This window comes from Cellulomonas sp. JZ18, from assembly GCF_009720485.1.
In the GTDB taxonomy this organism is placed as follows: domain Bacteria; phylum Actinomycetota; class Actinomycetes; order Actinomycetales; family Cellulomonadaceae; genus Cellulomonas.
Genome location: NZ_CP045245.1, coordinates 2,804,097 through 2,823,360, shown reverse-complemented (window position 1 = coordinate 2,823,360; position 19,264 = coordinate 2,804,097). Strand labels below are relative to the sequence as shown.

The window sequence follows — 19,264 nt, the reverse complement described above, 5'->3', positions numbered from 1 at the left end:
CCCACATGCCCGCGTCCGAGCTGTCGCAGCGGCTCGGTGCGCGCGAGATCAGCAGCGTCGAGGTCACCCAGGCGCACCTCGACCGGATCGCCGCCGTCGAGCCGCAGGTGCACGCGTTCCTGCACGTGTCCGCGGACGAGGCGCTGGCCACCGCGGCCGACGTCGACGCCCGCCGCGGCGCCGGCGAGGAGCTGCACCCGCTCGCGGGCGTGCCGATCGCCGTCAAGGACGTCGTCGTCACGCGCGGCCTGCCGACGACGGCCGGCTCGCGCATCCTCGAGGGCTGGGTGCCCCCGTACGACGCGACGCTGGTCGAGAAGATCAAGGCCGCGGGCCTGCCGATCCTCGGCAAGACCAACATGGACGAGTTCGCCATGGGCTCCTCCACCGAGCACTCGGGCTACGGCACCACGCACAACCCGTGGGACCTGGACCGCATCCCCGGCGGCTCGGGCGGCGGCTCGGCGGCGGCGATCGCCGCGTACGAGGCGCCGCTCGCGATCGGCACCGACACCGGCGGCTCGATCCGCCAGCCCGCGGCCGTCACCGGCACCGTCGGCGTCAAGCCGACGTACGGGTCGGTCTCGCGCTACGGCCTGATCGCGCTGGCCTCGTCGCTCGACCAGGCGGGGCCCTGCACGCGCACCGTCATGGACGCGGCGCTGCTGCACGAGCTCATCGGCGGGCACGACCCGCGCGACGCGACGTCCCTCACCGACCCCGCGACGGGCTACGTCGCCGCCGCGAAGGAGGGCGTGAGCAGCGACCTGCGCGGGATGCGCGTCGGCGTCGTGCGCGAGCTGCAGGGCGAGGGCTACCAGCCGGGCGTGCTCGCGCGGTTCGAGGAGTCGCTCGAGGCGCTGCGCAACGCGGGCGCCGAGATCGTCGAGGTGTCCTGCCCGCACTTCACGTACGCGCTCGCGGCCTACTACCTGATCCTCCCCGCGGAGGCGTCGAGCAACCTCGCGAAGTTCGACGGCATGCGCTTCGGCCTGCGCGTCGAGCCCTCGGAGGGGCCGGTGACGGCGGAGCGCGTCATGGCCGCCACGCGCGGCCAGGGCTTCGGCGACGAGGTGAAGCGCCGCATCATCCTCGGCACGTACGCCCTCTCGGCGGGCTACTACGACGCCTACTACGGGTCGGCCCAGAAGGTCCGCACGCTCATCCAGCGCGACTTCGCCGCCGCGTTCGAGCAGGCCGACGTCCTCGTCTCGCCCACGGCGCCGACGACCGCGTTCAAGCTCGGCGAGAAGCTCGACGACCCGCTCGCGATGTACCTCAACGACGTCGCCACGATCCCCGCGAACCTCGCGGGCGTGCCCGGCATGTCGCTGCCGAACGGCCTGTCCGACGACGGCCTGCCGGTCGGCTTCCAGATCCTCGCGCCCGCCCGCCAGGACGCCCGGCTGTACAAGGTCGGCGCGGCGCTCGAGGCGCTGCTGGAGTTCGGGTGGGAGGGGCCGCTGCTGCGCCGCGCGCCCGAGCTGACCGGAGGGGTCGCCTGATGAGCACGACGACGAGCGTCGACCTGGTCGACTACGACGACGCGGTGGCCCGGTTCGACCCTGTCATCGGCATCGAGGTGCACGTCGAGCTCGGCACCCGCACCAAGATGTTCGACGGCGCCGAGCAGACGTTCGGCGAGGAGCCCAACACGCAGATCACGCCCGTGAGCCTCGGCCTGCCGGGCGCGCTGCCGGCGGTCAACGGCACGGCCGTGGAGTACGCGATCCGCATCGGTCTCGCGCTCAACTGCTCCATCGCGGAGTCGTGCCGGTTCGCGCGGAAGAACTACTTCTACCCGGACGTGCCGAAGAACTTCCAGACGTCGCAGTACGACGAGCCGATCGCGCACGACGGCTGGGTCGACGTCGAGCTCGAGGACGGGACGACGTTCCGCGTCGAGATCGAGCGCGCGCACATGGAGGAGGACGCGGGCAAGAACACCCACGTCGGCGGCTCCACCGGCCGCATCCACGGCGCCGAGTACTCCCTCGTCGACTACAACCGCGCCGGCGTGCCGCTCGTCGAGATCGTCACGCGCCCCATCACGGGCGCGGGCGAGCGGGCGCCCGAGGTGGCGCGCGCGTACGTGCAGACGCTGCGCGACCTGTTCCGCGCGCTCGGGGTGTCCGAGGCCCGCATGGAGCGCGGCAACGTCCGCGCCGACGTGAACGTGTCGCTGCGGCCGACGCCCGAGTCCGCGCTCGGCACGCGGACCGAGACGAAGAACGTCAACTCGTTCCGCTCCGTCGAGCGCGCCGTGCGCTACGAGATCAGCCGCCAGGCGGCCGTCCTCGACGGCGGCGGCACGGTGGTGCAGGAGACCCGGCACTGGCACGAGGACACGGGCGTCACGACGTCCGGCCGCGTGAAGTCCGACGCCGAGGACTACCGGTACTTCCCCGAGCCCGACCTCGTGCCGATCGTCCCCGACCCCGCGTGGGTCGAGGAGATCCGTGCGTCGCTGCCCGAGCTGCCCGCCGCGCGGCGGCGCCGTCTGCAGGGCGAGTGGGGCTACGCCGACGCGGAGATGCGCGACGTCGTCAACGCCGGCGCAGTCGAGCTCATCGAGGCCACCGTCGCCGCGGGCGCCACGCCCGCCGCCGCCCGCAAGTGGTGGATGGGCGAGCTGGCCCGCACCGCCAAGCAGCGCGAGGTCGAGCTCGCGGAGCTGCCCATCACGCCGGCGCAGATCGGTGCGCTGCAGCAGCTCGTCGACTCCGGGCGGATCAACGACAAGCTCGCGCGCCAGGTGCTCGAGGGCGTGCTCGCGGGGGAGGGCGACCCCGAGGAGGTCGTCGTCGCGCGCGGTCTCGAGGTCGTCTCCGACGACGGCCCGCTGCTCGAGGCGATCGACGCCGCGCTCGCGGCCCAGCCCGACATCGCCGAGAAGATCCGCGGCGGCAACCTCGGGCCGGTCGGCGCGATCATCGGCGCCGTCATGAAGGCCACCCGCGGCCAGGCGGACGCGGGCCGCGTCCGCGAGCTCGTCCTGGAGCGCGTCCAGGGCTAACCCGCTACCGGTCAGCCGGTCACGGACGGCGCCGGCACCTCCCGGGGTGCCGGCGCCGTCGCGTGCCCGGACCGGTGCACGCTCCGCGCCCCGCCGGCCGGCACCGTCGTGCAACACCCGGGTCACACGCCGGTCCTACGATGACGCGACGGCGCCGGCCGTCGCAGCGACGCCCGGACGGGCGCACGAGGCGCGGAGGTGCGCGATGCAGAAGCCCACGTTGCAGGGGGAGATGATCGTCCTGCGGCCCGTCCGCGGCGACGACGCCGACGCGATGTGGGACATGCTCACGGACCCCGAGGGCAACCGCCTGACCGGCACGACCCGGACGTTCACGCGGGAGCAGGTCGAGGAGTGGTGCGCGAGCCGCGAGGCCGCGCAGGGGCGCTACGACTTCGCCGTCACCGCGAACGGGTCGGACGAGTACCGGGGCGAGATCGTCCTGACCGACGTCGACGAGGACGTGCGCTGCGCGGGCCTGCGGCTCGCGATGCGCCCGGCCTACCGCGGCCGCGGCTACGGCACCGAGGCGATCGAGCTCGTGCTCGAGTTCGCGTTCGAGGGCCTCGGTCTGCACCGCGTCGAGCTCGAGGCGCTGAGCATCAACACGCGCGCGGTGTCGCTGTACGAGAACATCGGGTTCCGCGTCGAGGGTCGCCGCCGCGACGGCTACCGCGACGGCGACGGCTGGTGCGACGCGATCGTCATGTCGATGCTCGAGGACGAGTACCGCGCGCGACAGCCCGACTGACCGCGGCGCGCCCGCGCAGCACCGCACCGACCGAAGGACCCGTACCGCACGTGCTCACCGTCACCGTCCCCGACGACGACCTGCTGACCCGTCTCGCCGACCTCGCCGCGGCGCACGGCGACGACCTGCGGCTCGTCCCGTGGGACCTGCGGGCCCCGCTCGACCCGGCGGTCGCGGCGGACGTCGACCTCGTCGTCGTGCCGCACTACTTCGTCGCCCGCGAGGGGTTCCGCGTGCTGCACGACCTGCCGGGCCTGCGGTGGGTGCAGCTGCCCAGCGCGGGGTACGAGCACGCGCTGCCGCACCTGCCGCCGGGCGTCACCCTGCTCAACGGCCGCGGCGTGCACGACGCCGGCACCGCCGAGCTCGCGCTCGCCCTGACCCTCGCGGTGCAGCGCGACCTGCCGCGTGCCGTGCGGGCGATGGACGCCGGCCGGTGGGACAACCCGTTCGGCCCGTCCCTGGCGGACCGGCGCGTGCTCGTCGTCGGGCAGGGGTCGGTGGGCCGGGCGGTCTGCGCGCGGTTCGCGCCGTTCGAGGTCGAGCTCGTGCGCGTCGCGACGACCGCGCGCGACGACGCCGACGGGCACGTGCACGGCGTCGACGAGCTCGGCGACCTGCTGCCGGACGCCGACGTCGTCGTGCTCGCGATCCCGCTGTCGCGCACGTCCTACCACCTCCTCGACGCCGAGGCGCTCGGACGGATGAAGGACGGCGCGGTGCTCGTCAACGTGGCGCGCGGCAAGGTCGTCGACACCGACGCGCTGCTCGCCGAGCTCGCGGCGGGCCGCCTGCGTGCCGGGCTCGACGTGACCGACCCGGAGCCGCTGCCGGCCGACCACCCCCTCTGGCACGCGCCGAACGTGCTGGTCACCGCCCACCAGGGCGGCAACACGGACGCCACCTACCCCCGTGTGGCCGCACTGGTCCGCCGCCAGCTCGAGGCCCTGCTCGCGGGCGAGGACCCGGACAACGAGGTCGCCCGCACCTGACCCCGGGGCTGCTGCAGGCCGCGCGCGGCACCTCCCGCCGGCGCGGCAGGTGCGGCTGCCGCACGCGGCGTCCCCTGCCGCACCCGGCGTCCTGCCGCTCGGCGGCGGTGCGACCGTCAGGTGGGGCGGCGGGCGTGGTCGGCCAGGGCGACGCGCCGCTCGTGGGCGTGGTCGACCATGGGCGGCGGGTAGTCCGCCGGTGCCGCGAGGCCGAGCGTCCACGGCTCGTGGACCGCCGACGCGGGCACGTCCCGCAGCTCCGGCACCCACCGGCGGACGTAGCGCCCGTCCGGGTCGAACGTCTTCCCCTGCGTCACCGGGTTGAACACGCGGAAGAACGGCGCGGCGTCCCGCCCGGTCCCGGCGACCCACTGCCAGTTGAGCTGGTTCTGCGGCACGTCCCCGTCCACCAGCCAGGCCATGAAGTGCGCCGCGCCCCGCTGCCAGCGCACGTGCAGGTCCTTGACCAGGAACGACGCCGTCACCATGCGCATCCGGTTGTGCATCCAGCCCCGTGCGCGCAGCTGGCGCATCGCCGCGTCGACCACGGGGTAGCCCGTGCGTCCGTCGGCCCACGCGGTGAAGGCGGCGTCCGCCGCCGGCCCGTCCGCCCAGGCGTCCTCCGGGACGGCGGGCCGCAGCGACTGGTGCGCGGCGGCGGGCACGTGCCACAGGACGTCCGCGTGGAACTCCCGCCACGCGAGCTCCGACCGGTAGGTGGCGACCGACTCGGCGAGGGGACCGGCGGCGCCCCGCCCCGCCTCGGCGAGGTCGGCGAGCAGGGTCCGCGGGTGGATCTCGCCGTACTTCAGGTGCGGGGACATGACGGACGTGGTGTCCAGGTCGGGCCGGTCACGGTCCGCCCGGTAGGTCTCCAGGTCCTCCCGCAGGAACGCGCGCCACCGCGCACGTGCGGCGGCCTCGCCGGCGGCGGGCAGCCGCACGTCGGTGCCCGGCGCGTCCGGCACACCCTCTCCCCGGACGTCCGCCCAGGGCACGGACCGCGGGCGCGCCGCCGGTGACGCCCACCCGTGGTCGAGCCACGCGTTCCTGAACGGGGTGAACACCCGGTAGGGCGCCCCGGAGCCGGTGGCCAGCAGTCCCGGGCCGACGGTGTACGGCGACCCGGTGGCCACGAGCGGGACCGCACCGAGCGCGGCGGCCGCCGCCGCGTCGCGCCGCCGGCCGTACGGCTCCGTCGCGGCGCTCACGTGCACCGCCGGCGCGCCCACCTCGCGCGCGAGCGCCGGCACGACCTCGACGGGTCGCCCGCACCGCACCACGAGACGGCCGCCCGTGGACTCGTCGAGCGCCCGCAGGCTCGCGGCCAGGTACGCCAGCCGCGGCGCCCCCGACGACGCCCACAGCGAGGGGTCGACGACGAACAGCGGCACGACCTCGTCGCCGTCCGCGCGCGCCTGCTCCACGGCCGCGACGAGCGCGGGGTGGTCGGCGAGGCGCAGGTCGCGGCGGAACCAGAGCACGGTCGGCACCCGGCACGCTCACCCGCGCCGGGGACCCCGGCGACCGGGCCGTCGCGGTGCCGGGTCCGGGCGGGTGTGCCCGGGCCCACGTCCCCGCAGGGCGCGCACCCGGGGGTGGGCGGGGTGAGCATGGAGGTCATGAGCAACGCCGCCGACCTGCCCGCGCGCGCCACGCCGACGGCGGGTCGCACCGTCCTCGGTCACCCGGCCGGGCTGTTCACGCTGTTCGGCACCGAGCTGTGGGAGCGGTTCAGCTACTATGGCATGCGGGCGATCCTCTTCTACTACCTGACCGACACGGTCGAGAACGACGGCCTCGGGATCGACGAGGCGACCGGGCTGGCGCTGGTCGCGGTGTACGGCTCGGCAGTGTACCTGCTGACCGTGGTCGGCGGGTGGGTCGCCGACCGCATGATCGGCGCGCGGCGCTCGACCCTCTACGGGGGCGTCGTCATCGCTGCCGGGCACGTGTGCCTCGCGCTGCCGTCGGCGGCGACCGCGTACCTCGGGATCGTGCTGGTGGCCGTGGGCACGGGCCTGCTCAAGCCCAACGTGTCGAGCATGGTGGGGGACCTGTACCGCCGCGACGACCCGCGGCGCGACTCCGCTTTCTCAGTCTTCTACATGGGCATCAACATCGGCTCCCTCGGGGCGCCGCTCGCCGTCGGGCTCGCGCGCAGCATCGGCGGCTACCACGCCGGGTTCGCGGTCGCCGCGGTCGGCATGGCGCTCGCGCTCGTCGCGTTCGTGCTGGGCCGTGGCCTGCTGCGCGGTGCGGGGGAGACGCCGCCGAACCCGCTCACGCCGGCGGACCGCCCCGGCGTGGTGCGCATGGTCCTGCTGCTCGTCGTCGCGGTGCTCGCGGCCGTCGCGCTCGGCTGGCTCGTCACGACGGTGACGGACCGCGACGAGGGCCCGCTCGACGTCGTCATCAACGGGCTGTCCTACCTCGCGTTCGCCGCCCCCGTGGCGATGTTCCTCGTGATGTTCCGCTCGCCGAAGGTCAACGCGGCCGAGCGCTCGCGGCTGACGGCGTACGTGCCGCTGTTCGTCGCGGCGACGCTGTTCTGGATGATCTTCGAGCAGGCGTCGAGCACCCTCTCCGAGTACGCCCGGGACCGCACCGACCTCCGGGTGCTCGGCACGACCGTCTCGCCCGAGCTGTACCAGTCGGTCAACCCGGCGGCGATCATCGTCCTCGCCCCGCTCTTCGCGTGGCTGTGGCTGCGCACCGGGGACCGGCCCTCGACGGCGCTGAAGTTCGCCCTCGGCCTCGGGCTGGCGGCGCTCAGCTTCCTGTTCCTCGCCGGCGCGACCGCGGTGGTGGGGGACGGCAGGGCGCCGTGGTGGGTGCTCGTCGTCGTGTACGTCCTGCAGACCCTGGGCGAGCTGTGCCTGTCGCCGGTCGGCCTCGCCGCGACGACGCTCCTGGCGCCGCAGGCGTTCCGCGGCCAGGCCATGGCGCTGTGGTTCCTCGCACCGGCGGCGGGCAACGCGATCACGGCGCAGCTCGTCGGGGCCACGCAGGACGTGCCCGTGGTGACGTACTTCGGCGGCATCGGGCTCGTCGCGCTCGTGCTCGCCGGCGTCATGGCGGCGCTCGCGCCGTGGGTGACACGGCACGTCGAGGCGGGGGCGGAGAGCGACGAGGAGGTCGCCGCCCGCCTCTGAGGCGGGGACGGCCCGCGGCCGGACCGCGCCGGACCGCGGCCGGACCGCAGATGGACCGCGGCCGGACCGCAGATGGACCGCGGCGGGGTGGCTCGGGGCGTCAGGCGGCGGGCGGCGCCGTCGTCGCCCGCACGACGAGCTCGGTGGGCAGGCGCAGGTGCGACTCGCGCTCGCGGCCGGCGACGAGGTCGACCAGCAGGCCGAGCGCGGCCGCGCCCATGCGCTGCAGGGGCTGGCTGATCGTCGTCAGGGGAGGCGTGCACAGCGCCGACTCGGGCACGTTGTCGAACCCGATGACGGACAGGTCGCGCGGGACGTCGAGGCCCAGGTCCTGCGCGACCTGCAGCAGCACGATGGCGGAGAGGTCGTTGGCCGCGAACACGGCCGTGGGTGCGTCGGCGCGGTCGAGCAGCTGCCGGGCGGGACCGGCGGCGGTCTCGGGCCGGTAGCCGCCGTTGAGGACGAGCGACTCGTCGACCGGGACCCCCGCCTGCGCCATCGCGTGCCGGAAGCCGCGCTCGCGCTCGCGGCGGACTCCAGGTCCGGGCGCCCGCCGAGCAGGCCGATCCGCCGGTGCCCCAGGGAGAGCAGGTACTCGGTCGCGGTCACGGCGCCGGCGAAGCTGTCGGCGTCCACGGTCGGCAGGCCGGAGGGGCCCGCGTGCGGGTCGACGGCGACGACGGGGATGCCCGGGACCGCCTCGACCACGGTGGGGGTCACGATGATCGCGCCGTCGATGAGCGTGCCGGAGAGGCGGGACAGGTACCGGCGCTCCCACCCGACGTCCGCGTGGCCGCCGCCGCCGGAGTAGGCGAGCAGCTCGTACCCGGTGGGGCCGACGGCGCCCGACGCGCCCTTGAGGAGCTCGGTCGAGAACGGCTCGAACTCCGCGACGAGGATGCCGAGGACGTTGGTGCGCGAGCTGCGCAGGGACCGCGCGCCGAGGCTCGCCTCGTAGCCCAGCTGGGCGATGACGCCCTGGACGCGCTCCAGGGTCGTCTGCGACACGCCGTAGCGACCGTTGACGACCTTGGAGACGGTCGCGACCGACACCCCGGCAGTTCGGGCGACGTCGGACATCTTCACGCGAGGAGCGAGGCCCACGACGGGGATCGTAGCCCAACCGTGTCGATAACGTTATCGACATCGATTGACACCGCTTCTGGACGGCTGATTACCTATCCGGCGTCCCTCCCTCTCAAGGACGACGAGGAGTTTCAGATGAAGAGGACGACCGCCCTCCGCGCCGTGGCGCTGGGCGCAGGACTCGCCATGCTCGTGACCGCCTGTGGTTCCGGCGGTGCCGGTGGCGGCGACGCCACGGGTGGCAGCGACGGCGACGTCGTTCTGCAGTGGTGGCACAACTCGAACACCGGTGCCGGCAAGGACTACTACGACCAGGTCGCCGACCAGTTCGAGCAGGACAACCCGGGCGTCACGATCGAGGTGAGCGCCCTGCAGCACGAGGACATGCTCACCAAGCTCGACGCGGCGTTCCAGACCGGTGACACGCCGGACGTGTTCATGGAGCGCGGTGGCGGCGAGCTCGCCACGCACGTCGAGGCCGGGCTCGTGAAGGACATCACCGAGTCGGCGGCGGACACGATCGCCAACCTCGGCGGCTCCGTGAACGGCTGGACCCAGGACGACAAGGTCTACGCGCTGCCGTTCTCCCTCGGCGTCGTGGGCTTCTGGTACAACAAGGCGATCTTCGAGCAGGCCGGCATCACCGCGACGCCGACCACGATCGACGAGCTCAACGCCGTCGTGGAGCAGCTCAAGGGTGCGGGGATCGAGCCGATCTCCGTCGGCGCCGGTGACAAGTGGCCCGCCGCGCACTACTGGTACTACTTCGCGATGCGCCAGTGCTCGCAGGAGGTCCTCGCGGACGCGGTGACCTCGCTCGACTTCTCCGACCCGTGCTTCCTCAAGGCGGGCGAGGACCTCGAGGAGTTCGTCGCGACGAACCCGTTCAACACCGGCTTCCTCGCCACCCCGGCGCAGTCCGGCCCGACGTCCGCGTCCGGCCTGCTCGCCACCGGCAAGGTCGCGATGGAGCTCGCCGGCCACTGGGAGCCCGGCGTCATGCAGGGCCTCACGGAGGACGAGCAGGGTCTCGGCGAGAACACCGGCTGGTTCCCCTTCCCGGCGGTCGACGGCGGCCAGGGTGAGCCGACGGCTCAGCTCGGCGGCGGCGACGCGTGGGCCTGCGCGCAGGACGCGCCGGACGTCTGCGTCGACTTCATCGAGTACCTGCTGTCCGACGAGGTCCAGAAGGGCTTCGCCGAGCTCGACATGGGTCTGCCGACGAACCGCTCCGCGAGCGCCTTCGTCGCCGACCCGGCCCTCGCCGGTCTGCTCGCCGTCCGTAACGACGCGCCGTACATCCAGCTCTACCTGGACACGGCGTTCGGCGAGAACATCGGTGGCGCCATGAACGACGCGATCGTCAACATCTTCGCGGGCCAGGGCTCCGCGCAGGACGTCGTCGACGCCATGACGGCTGCAGCCGCGAACGAGTGAGCGACGTGGCCAGCGACCTGACCCCCCGTACGCAGGGGACGGGACCCAGGGGCGCAGCCGCGGGAGCACGCACCGCCGCCGCCGGCCAGGCATCCGCCTGGCCGGCGGCGGCCGGTCCGCGCGACCCGGACGCCCGACCCCGCTCGCGCCGGCAGTGGCGCCAGCGGCTCGAGATCGCCTTCTTCGTCACGCCGGCTCTCGTGCTGTTCGCGGTGTTCGTCGTCGTGCCGATCGTCCAGGCCGGCCGCTACTCGCTGTTCAAGTGGAACGGCCTGGGCCCGATGGACGACTTCGTCGGGTTCCAGAACTACGCGAACGCCCTCGGGGACGCGATCTTCCAGAGGGCCGTCACGAACAACCTCCTCATCGCGGTGCTGTCCATCGCGATCCAGCTGCCGATCGGCCTGGGCATCGCGCTGCTGCTCAACCGGAACTTCGCCGGCCGTACGGCGATGCGCGTCATCGTCTTCGTGCCCTACGTCATCGCCGAGGTCGTCGCCGGTGTCGTGTGGTTCCTCCTGCTGCAGCCGAACGGGCCGCTCGACGCGTTCCTCGACACGATCGGCCTCGGCTTCATCAAGCAGGTCTGGCTCGGCGACCCCTCCTTCGCCTTCTGGACCGTCATGGGCGTCCTGACGTGGAAGTACGTCGGCCTCGCGATCGTGCTGCTGCTGGCGGGTCTGCAGGGCGTGCCGGAGGAGCTCAACGAGGCCGCGCAGATCGACGGCGCCTCGTGGTGGCAGGTGCAGCGCAAGATCACGATCCCGCTGCTCGGCCCCACCATCCGCACCTGGGTCTTCCTGTCGATGATCGGCTCGCTGCAGCTGTTCGACATGGTCTGGATCCTCACCAAGGGCGGTCCGGCCAACGCGACGGTGACGATGGCGACCTACCTGATCAACCAGGGCACCGAGCGCAGCCAGTACGGCTACGCGTCGGCCGTCGCGGTGATCCTCTTCGCGATCTCCTTCATCCTCGCGATCCTCTACCAGACGTTCGTCCAGCGCGGTGACGCATCCGACACCAAGATCGTCCGGCGCAGGAAGGTGTCCCGATGACCACCGCCGCCGCCCCGCCCCGCGGTACGCGACCCCGCCAGGCGGCGCGCGTGCGCGCCGACCGTCGCCGCGTCGGGCCGCTCGTCTACGTCGCGGCCGTCGTGGTCGCCCTCGCGACCCTCACGCCGGTCGTGTACGCCGCGCTCAGCGGCTTCCGCTCGAACGCGCAGCTCGCCGCCACGCCGGTCAGCCTGCCGAGCCCGTGGATCGTCGACAACTACATCCGCGTGCTCACGTCGGACTCGTTCTGGCGGTACGCCCTGAACTCGTCGATCATCGCCCTCATCACCACCGGCGTGGTCGTGGTGTTCGGCGTGATGGCCGCCTACCCGCTCGCGCGCTACCGGTTCAACGGGCGCGAGGGCCTGTACATGGTGTTCGTCCTCGGCCTGCTGTTCCCGGCCACCGTGGCGATCATCCCGCTGTTCCTGCAGATCCGTGAGCTCGGCCTGGTCAACACCTTCTGGGGCGTGGCGCTGCCGCAGGCGGCCTTCGCGCTGCCGATCACGGTCGTCATCCTGCGCCCGTTCCTCATGGCCCTGCCGCAGGAGCTGGAGGAGGCCGCCTCGATCGACGGCGCCTCGCGCATCGGCTTCTTCTGGCGGATCCTCGTGCCGCTGTCGGGTCCGGGCATGGTGACGGTCGGCGTGCTGGCGTTCGTCGGCTCGTGGAACGCGTACCTGCTGCCGCTGCTGATCCTCAACAACCCGGCGATGAAGACGCTGCCGCTGGGTGTCGCGGACTTCAACACGCAGTACGCCTCCGACACCGCCGGTGTGCTGGCGTTCACGACGCTCGCGATGGTCCCCGCCCTCGTGTTCTTCCTCACGATGCAGAAGCGGATCGTCAACGGCCTCCAGGGCGCCGTCAAGGGCTGAGCGCCACCACGCACCGCGCCCGCGCGGTGCCGCACCAACCACCGCCGGCGGGCGCACGCGTGATCGCGTGCGCCCGCCGTGCTTTCGCACCATCGAAGGAGTGGGATCCGTGACGGATCTGCAGGTGTCCGCCCAGGCGGCCACGAGCCGCACCGCGGAGGACCTCCTCGCGCAGATGACGCTCGAGGAGAAGCTCGCCCAGATCGTCGGCTTCTGGGAGAAGGAGGACGGCGAGGCCGTCGCACCGCTGCAGGGCGAGTTCGAGACGCCCCGGGGGTACGACGAGGTCACGAAGAACGGCCTCGGCCACCTCACGCGCGTCTACGGGACGCGTCCGGTGGACGCCGACGACCAGGCCCGCCGGCTCTGGGCGCAGCAGCGCCGCCTGGTGACCGGCACCCGTCTCGGCATCCCGGCGATCGTGCACGAGGAGTGCCTCACCGGCCTCTCGGCGTGGAAGGCCGCGACGTTCCCGACGCCGCTGGCCTGGGGTGCGTCGTTCGACGCCGAGCTCGTCGAGGAGATGGCCGCCCTCATCGGTGCGTCGATGCGGGACCTGGGGATCCACCAGGGCCTGTCCCCGGTGCTCGACGTGGTCCGCGACCCGCGCTGGGGCCGGGTCGACGAGTGCATCGGCGAGGACCCGTACCTCGTCGGCACGGTCGGCACGTCGTACGTGCGGGGCCTGCAGTCGACCGGCGTGCACGCCACGCTGAAGCACTTCGTCGGCTACTCGGGCTCGCAGTCCGGCCGCAACTTCGGGCCGGTGCACGCGGGTCCCCGCGAGGTCGCCGACGTGCTGCTGCCGCCCTTCGAGATGGCCGTGCTCGACGGCGGCGTCCGCTCGGTGATGCACTCGTACGCGGAGATCGACGGGGTGCCCGTCGCGTCGGACCCGCGCCTGCTGACCGACCTGCTGCGTGGCGAGTGGGGCTTCGACGGCACCGTCGTCGCCGACTACTTCGGCGTCGCGTTCCTCCACCTGCTGCACCACGTCGCGGGCGACCTCGGCGAGGCGGCCGGCCTGGCGCTGAACGCCGGCGTCGACATCGAGCTGCCGACGGGTGACGCGTACCTCGACCCGCTGGCCGAGGCCGTGCGCTCGGGCAAGGTCGACGAGGCGCTCGTCGACCGGGCGGTCCTGCGGGTGCTGCGGCAGAAGGCCGAGCTCGGGCTGCTCGACGCGACGTTCGACGACGAGCCGCCGAGCGGGGTGGACCTCGACAGCCCCGAGCACCGCCGCGTGGCGGCGCGCCTCGCCGAGGAGTCGCTGGTCCTGCTGAGCAACGACGGGACGCTGCCGCTCGCGCAGCCGCGTCGGGTCGCCGTGGTCGGCCCGAACGCGGACCGTCCGGAGGCCCTGTTCGGCTGCTACTCGTTCCTCAACCACGTGCTCGCGCAGCACCCCCAGGCGGAGGTCGGCCTCGAGATCCCGACCGTGCGCGAGGCGCTGGCGGCGGAGCTCGCGGGCGCCGAGGTCGTCGCGGTGCGCGGCTGCGCGGTCGACGACGAGGACCGGTCCGGCTTCGACGAGGCCGTCGCGGCCGCGTCGTCGGCCGACGTCGCCGTGCTGGTCATGGGCGACCACGCCGGCCTGTTCGGCCGCGGCACGGTCGGTGAGGGCTGCGACCGGGACGACCTCGACCTGCCGGGCGTGCAGCGCGAGCTGGTCGAGGCCGTGGTCGCGACGGGCACGCCCGTCGTGCTCGTGCTGCTCACGGGTCGTCCGTACGTCGTCGACTGGGCGCTCGCGTCCTGCGCCGCGGTCGTGCAGGCGTTCTTCCCCGGCGAGGAGGGCGGCCGCGCCATCGCGGGCGTGCTCTCCGGCCGGGTGAACCCGTCGGGCCGTCTGCCGGTGAGCCTGCCGCGCTCGTCGGGCGCGCAGCCGTACTCGTACCTGCACCCGGCGCTCGGCGGCGACGGCGACGTGACGAACCTCAGCACGGTGCCGGTCCGGCCGTTCGGCTTCGGCCTGTCGTACACGTCGTTCACGCACGCGGACCTGACGGTCGACGCGGAGGCCGCGACCGGCGGGACGTTCACGGCGCGCGTGCGCGTCACGAACACCGGCGACCGCGCCGGCGCCGACGTCGTGCAGCTGTACGCGCACGACGTGGTCGGCAGCGTCACCCGTCCCGTCGCGCAGCTCGTCGGCTACCGCCGCGTCGAGCTCGACGCGGGCGAGTCGGTCGAGGTCGAGCTCGTCGTCCCGACGACGCGGGTGGCCTTCACGGACCGCACGGGCCGCAAGGTCGTCGAGCCGGGCGAGATCGAGCTCTGGGTCGGCGCGTCCTGCGCGGACAAGGAGACCTCGGCGCGCACGACGCTCACGGGCGACGTGCACGTGGTGACGACGGCCGACGCCCGCTGGACGACGACGAGCGTGCGCTGAGGCGCACGGACCACGAGGCGGACGCCCGTCCGACCTCCGCGGTTCCCGACGTAGTGTGACGGGGCCCCACCGGCAGGTGGGGCCCCGTCCGCCTTGAAGGAGCAGTGCCACGATGAGCCGTCCCCTGCGCTCTCGTACCTCGACCCACGGTCGCAACATGGCCGGCGCCCGTGCGCTGTGGCGCGCCACGGGCATGACGAGCGAGGACTTCGGCAAGCCGATCGTCGCGATCGCGAACTCGTACACGCAGTTCGTCCCGGGGCACGTGCACCTCAAGGACATGGGTGACCTGGTCGCGTCGGCCGTGCGCGAGGCGGGCGGCGTCGCCAAGGAGTTCAACACGATCGCCGTCGACGACGGCATCGCGATGGGCCACGGCGGGATGCTCTACTCGCTGCCGAGCCGCGACCTCATCGCCGACTCCGTCGAGTACATGGTCAACGCGCACTGCGCGGACGCGCTCGTGTGCATCTCCAACTGCGACAAGATCACGCCGGGCATGCTCAACGCGGCGCTGCGGCTGAACATCCCGGTGATCTTCGTCTCCGGCGGGCCGATGGAGGCCGGCAAGGCGGTCGTCGCCAACGGCGTCGCGCGCACGCACCTCAACCTCATCAACGCGATCAACTACTCGGCCGACGACGCCGTGGACGACGAGGCGCTCGCGAAGGTCGAGGAGAACGCGTGCCCGACGTGCGGCTCGTGCTCGGGCATGTTCACGGCGAACTCGATGAACTGCCTGACGGAGGCGCTCGGGCTGTCGCTGCCGGGCAACGGCTCGACGCTCGCCACGCACACCGCGCGCCGCGAGCTGTTCCTCGAGGCCGGGCGCACGATCGTCGACCTCGCCCGTCGGTACTACGACGAGGAGGACGACTCGGTCGCCCCGCGTGCGATCGCGACGAAGGCCGCGTTCTCCAACGCGATGGCCCTCGACGTCGCGATGGGCGGCTCGACGAACACGGTCCTGCACATCCTCGCCGCGGCGCAGGAGGCCGGCGTGGACTTCACGCTCGCGGACATCGACGCGATCAGCCGCCGCGTGCCGTGCCTGTCCAAGGTGGCGCCGAACCACCCGGACTTCCACATGGAGGACGTGCACCGGGCGGGCGGCATCCCCGCGCTGCTCGGCGAGCTCGACCGCGGCGGGCTGCTGGACCACGACGTCACGAGCGTGCACACCCCGACGCTGCGCGCGTGGCTGGACGACTGGGACGTGCGCGGCGGCAAGGCCACCGAGCGGGCGGTGCAGCTGTTCCACGCCGCGCCCGGCGGTGTGCGGACCACGCAGGCGTTCTCGACGTCGAACGTGTGGGACTCGCTGGACACGGACGCGGCGAACGGCTGCATCCGCGACGTGGCGCACGCCTACACGGTCGAGGGCGGGCTGGCCGTGCTGCGCGGCAACCTCGCCGAGGACGGCGCGATCATCAAGACCGCCGGCATCGACCCCGACGTCTTCCACTTCGTGGGCCGCGCGCTGGTGTGCGAGTCGCAGGACGAGGCCGTCGAGAAGATCCTGCGCAAGGAGGTCCAGCCGGGCCACGTCGTCGTGGTGCGGTACGAGGGCCCCGCGGGCGGCCCCGGGATGCAGGAGATGCTCTACCCGACGTCCTTCATCAAGGGCCGCGGCCTGGGCAAGGTCTGCGCGCTCATCACCGACGGCCGGTTCTCCGGCGGCTCGAGCGGCATCTCCGTCGGGCACGTCAGCCCCGAGGCGGCGGCGGGCGGCACGATCGGCCTGATCGAGGACGGCGACGAGATCGAGATCGACGTCGAGACGCGGCTCATCCGCGTCAACGTCCCGGACGAGGTGCTCGCCGAGCGTCGCGCCAAGATGGAGGCGCGCGAGAACCCGTGGCAGCCGGTCGACCGCGACCGGTACGTCTCCCCGGCGCTGCAGGCGTACGCCGCGATGGCGACGAGCGCCGACCGCGGTGCCGTGCGCGACGTGAGCCGCATCCGCCGCGCCTGACACGCACGACGCCCGGCCCGGTCCGCGGCCGGGCGTCGCACGCGCCTACACCCGGCGCGGCGTCCTGCCCGGGGAGCGCGGCTGCGGCACGGTCGACAGGCGCTCGGGGCGGCCCAGCAGGTCCGTGATCTCGTCGCGCGGCGACGGCCGCCCGAACAGGTAGCCCTGCCCCTCGGGGCAGCCGATCGCCCGCAGCGCCTCCGCCTCGTCGGCGGTCTCGATCTGCTCGGCGACGGCCGGCAGGTCGAGGCTCGCGCACAGGTCCACGATCGCGCTCGCGAGGGCGCGTCGACGGCGTCCCTCGTCGCCGGGTTCGGCGGCGAACCGGGTGAAGGCACCGTCGATCTTGACGAGGTCGACCGGCAGGCGCTGCAGGTAGGCCAGCGACGAGTAGCCGGTGCCGAAGTCGTCGATGGCCACGCGCACGCCGTGCTCGCGCAGGCGCGACAGGTGGGCGACGACGTGCCCGGCGTCCGGCTCCTCGGCCGCGAGCAGCTCGGTCTCGGTGATCTCGAGCACGAGGGCCCGGCCGGGCAGGCCCGCATCGGCCAGCGCACCGAGCACCTGGTCGACGATCTCGGGGCGGCGCAGCTGGCGACCGGACACGTTGACGTGCACCGCGACGCCGTGCGCCTCGAACCAGGGGCGCGCGTCCGCGCACGCGCGGCGCAGCACGTGCTCGCCGACGGGCACGATCAGGCCGGTCTCCTCCGCGACGGGGATGAAGGCGTCGGGCATGACGAGCCCGGCGGCCGACTGCCACCGCACCAGCGCCTCGACGGAGTGCACCCGTCCGCTGCGCAGCGACACGACGGGCTGGTAGTGCACGACCAGCTCGCCGCGCTCGACCGCGTGCTGCAGCCCCTCCGCGATCGCGGACCGGCGGTCGTGCGCGACGCGCATGCCGGGTTCGAAGACGCAGACGTGGTTCTTGCCCGCCGCCTTCGCCGCGTACAGCGCGAGGTCCGCGTCGCGCAGGATCTCCCGTGGCTCGGTGGACGGCTCGACGACGCGCACCCCCACGCTCGACGTCACCCGGACGGTGTGCCCGTCGACGAGGAAGGGCTCGGCGAGCGCGTGCACGACGCGCCACGCGACGTCGCGCGCATCCGCCTCGTCGGCGTCCTCGAGCACCACGGCGAACTCGTCACCCCCGAGCCGCACGAGCGTGTCGTCCTCGCCGACGGACCGGCGCAGGCGCCGGGCGACCTCGACCAGCAGGTCGTCGCCGGCGTGGTGGCCGTGGTCGTCGTTCACCGTCTTGAAGCCGTCCAGGTCGAGCATCAGCACCGCGCGCCGGCCCGACCCGCGCCGGCGCGGCGCGGCGAGCCGCTCGGTGAAGCGCGTGCGGTTCCCCAGGCCGGTCAGCGGGTCGTGCAGCGCCTGGTGGCTCAGCCGCAGCTGCAGCTCGCCCTGCTCGCGCAGCGCCTGCGAGAGCTCCGCGGCCTGCCGGTCGAGCTGGATCGCGCGCAGCTGCGCCGTGCTCGTGCCGACGACGAGCCGCGCGACGAGGAACGCGGTGAGCGCGGTGACGGTGAGCAGCGGGACGGCGAGGTCGGACCAGGCCATGGTCACCGCGCCGCCGACGTGGGAGGACAGCAGCAGCGTGGTGGGGCCGATCGACGCGGTCAGGAAGAAGATGACGCCGCGCGCGACCGTGAACGAGTGGGACGGTGTGGCGTCGGGCGACGCCGCGACCACGCCGGGGTGCAGGGCGGCGGCACCGAACAGCACGAACCACACGAGCCAGCCGGCGCTGCCGACGCTCTCCACCAGCGACGTGTCGAACACGGAGATGCCCGGGGCGCCGTCGCCCGTCAGCGTCACCGTGTACACGACGTCACCCACCATCGACGCGGCGACGCCCCAGCCGAGCAGCAGGTAGGCGCCGTTGTCGTTGCCGTACCGGAACCACAGCCGCGACACCATGAAGGCGACGCCGAGGCCCATCGCGAGCGACAGCACGGCCACGACCTGACCCGGGTCGGCCGGCACGCCCTCGCGGAGGACGCCGCGGAACACGAGGGACCAGTACAGCAGCGCCGCGCCCACGACGACGACGACCGCGTCCATGGTCGCCGTCTCGTGCCGGTCGCGCAGGGAGTTGCGGGGGAGCCGCGCGAGCCCGGCGGCCAGCAGCGGGTACGCGGCCATGTAGACGACGTCGTACCACCACGGGATCTGCTCGCCGTCGCCGCCGACGAGCACGTACCAGGTGGTCCACACGAGGTCGCTGAGCGCCCACCAGGTCACGCCGGCCGTCAGCCACCACCACGCCCGTACGGCGGGTCCGCGGTGCCGGCGCAGCCCGACGACCATGGCGGCGCACGACAGCACGGGCACCGCGTCCCACAGGATCTCGCCCGGCCAGCCGGGCAGGACGAGCACGACGCCCGTGAGCACCAGCCCCGCGACGAGGAACCGCTGCCACGTCACGGCGGTGAGCAGCCGGTCGCGGCGCGACGGCGGTGCGTGCGCGGTCAAGGGGCCTCCCCGGTGGGCTGGGGCACCTGCAGCCACGTGC

Annotated in this window: 12 protein-coding genes and 1 pseudogene; 10 read left to right on the top strand and 3 right to left on the bottom strand. The window is 73.5% G+C overall.

The window, feature by feature from the left end; translation table 11 throughout:
- The first annotated feature begins 5 nt into the window (after window positions 1-5).
- From gatA to GC089_RS12840, 4 genes are all read left to right on the top strand, one after another.
- Window positions 6-1,505, top strand: a complete 1,500-nt coding sequence (gene gatA, locus GC089_RS12855) for an Asp-tRNA(Asn)/Glu-tRNA(Gln) amidotransferase subunit GatA (RefSeq protein ID WP_155379219.1) — start codon at window positions 6-8, stop codon at window positions 1,503-1,505.
- Window positions 1,505-3,016, top strand: coding sequence for an Asp-tRNA(Asn)/Glu-tRNA(Gln) amidotransferase subunit GatB (gatB, locus tag GC089_RS12850; RefSeq protein WP_155377995.1), 1,512 nt, complete (start codon window positions 1,505-1,507; stop codon window positions 3,014-3,016). The genes gatA and gatB overlap by 1 nt, the downstream gene beginning before the upstream one ends.
- A gap of 205 nt (window positions 3,017-3,221) precedes the next feature.
- Window positions 3,222-3,767, top strand: a complete 546-nt coding sequence (locus GC089_RS12845) for a GNAT family N-acetyltransferase (RefSeq protein ID WP_155377994.1) — start codon at window positions 3,222-3,224, stop codon at window positions 3,765-3,767.
- A gap of 50 nt (window positions 3,768-3,817) precedes the next feature.
- Window positions 3,818-4,759: a 2-hydroxyacid dehydrogenase gene (locus GC089_RS12840; RefSeq protein WP_155377993.1), complete on the top strand. Its 942-nt coding sequence runs from the start codon at window positions 3,818-3,820 to the stop codon at window positions 4,757-4,759.
- A 116-nt stretch (window positions 4,760-4,875) separates the two neighbouring features.
- On the opposite strand, the gene GC089_RS12835 is transcribed toward GC089_RS12840, so the two are convergent.
- On the bottom strand, window positions 4,876-6,252 hold the full coding sequence (locus GC089_RS12835) for a deoxyribodipyrimidine photo-lyase (RefSeq protein WP_155377992.1): 1,377 nt from the start codon (window positions 6,250-6,252) through the stop codon (window positions 4,876-4,878).
- Window positions 6,253-6,372: 120 nt separating this feature from the next.
- Here GC089_RS12835 and GC089_RS12830 point away from each other — a divergent pair, with 120 nt between their 5' ends.
- Window positions 6,373-7,914, top strand: coding sequence for a peptide MFS transporter (locus GC089_RS12830; RefSeq protein WP_370514113.1), 1,542 nt, complete (start codon window positions 6,373-6,375; stop codon window positions 7,912-7,914).
- 100 nt (window positions 7,915-8,014) lie between these two features.
- Here GC089_RS12830 and GC089_RS12825 read toward each other — a convergent pair.
- Window positions 8,015-8,994 (bottom strand): annotated as a pseudogene (locus GC089_RS12825) (LacI family DNA-binding transcriptional regulator).
- Window positions 8,995-9,135: 141 nt separating this feature from the next.
- Here GC089_RS12825 and GC089_RS12820 point away from each other — a divergent pair.
- The 5 genes from GC089_RS12820 (at window position 9,136) to ilvD (ending at window position 16,740) form a co-directional block, all read left to right on the top strand.
- Entirely contained in the window at window positions 9,136-10,437 is a 1,302-nt protein-coding gene (locus GC089_RS12820; protein ID WP_155377991.1) for an ABC transporter substrate-binding protein, read from the top strand.
- Window positions 10,438-10,442: 5 nt separating this feature from the next.
- The gene (locus GC089_RS12815; protein ID WP_155377990.1) at window positions 10,443-11,495 is read left to right on the top strand and encodes a carbohydrate ABC transporter permease; all 1,053 of its coding nucleotides are present in this window, start codon (window positions 10,443-10,445) and stop codon (window positions 11,493-11,495) included.
- Entirely contained in the window at window positions 11,492-12,373 is an 882-nt protein-coding gene (locus GC089_RS12810) for a carbohydrate ABC transporter permease (RefSeq protein WP_155377989.1), read from the top strand. Before GC089_RS12815 ends, GC089_RS12810 begins: the two co-directional genes overlap by 4 nt.
- Before the next feature lie 109 nt (window positions 12,374-12,482).
- On the top strand, window positions 12,483-14,765 hold the full coding sequence (locus GC089_RS12805) for a beta-glucosidase (RefSeq protein WP_370514001.1): 2,283 nt from the start codon (window positions 12,483-12,485) through the stop codon (window positions 14,763-14,765).
- A gap of 112 nt (window positions 14,766-14,877) precedes the next feature.
- The gene (gene ilvD, locus GC089_RS12800) at window positions 14,878-16,740 is read left to right on the top strand and encodes a dihydroxy-acid dehydratase (protein WP_155377988.1); all 1,863 of its coding nucleotides are present in this window, start codon (window positions 14,878-14,880) and stop codon (window positions 16,738-16,740) included.
- Between the two features lie 45 nt (window positions 16,741-16,785).
- Here the strand turns inward: ilvD and GC089_RS12795 are convergent, their stop codons facing one another.
- The gene (locus GC089_RS12795; RefSeq protein ID WP_230684789.1) at window positions 16,786-19,224 is read right to left on the bottom strand and encodes a bifunctional diguanylate cyclase/phosphodiesterase; all 2,439 of its coding nucleotides are present in this window, start codon (window positions 19,222-19,224) and stop codon (window positions 16,786-16,788) included.
- Window positions 19,225-19,264: the final 40 nt, after the last annotated feature.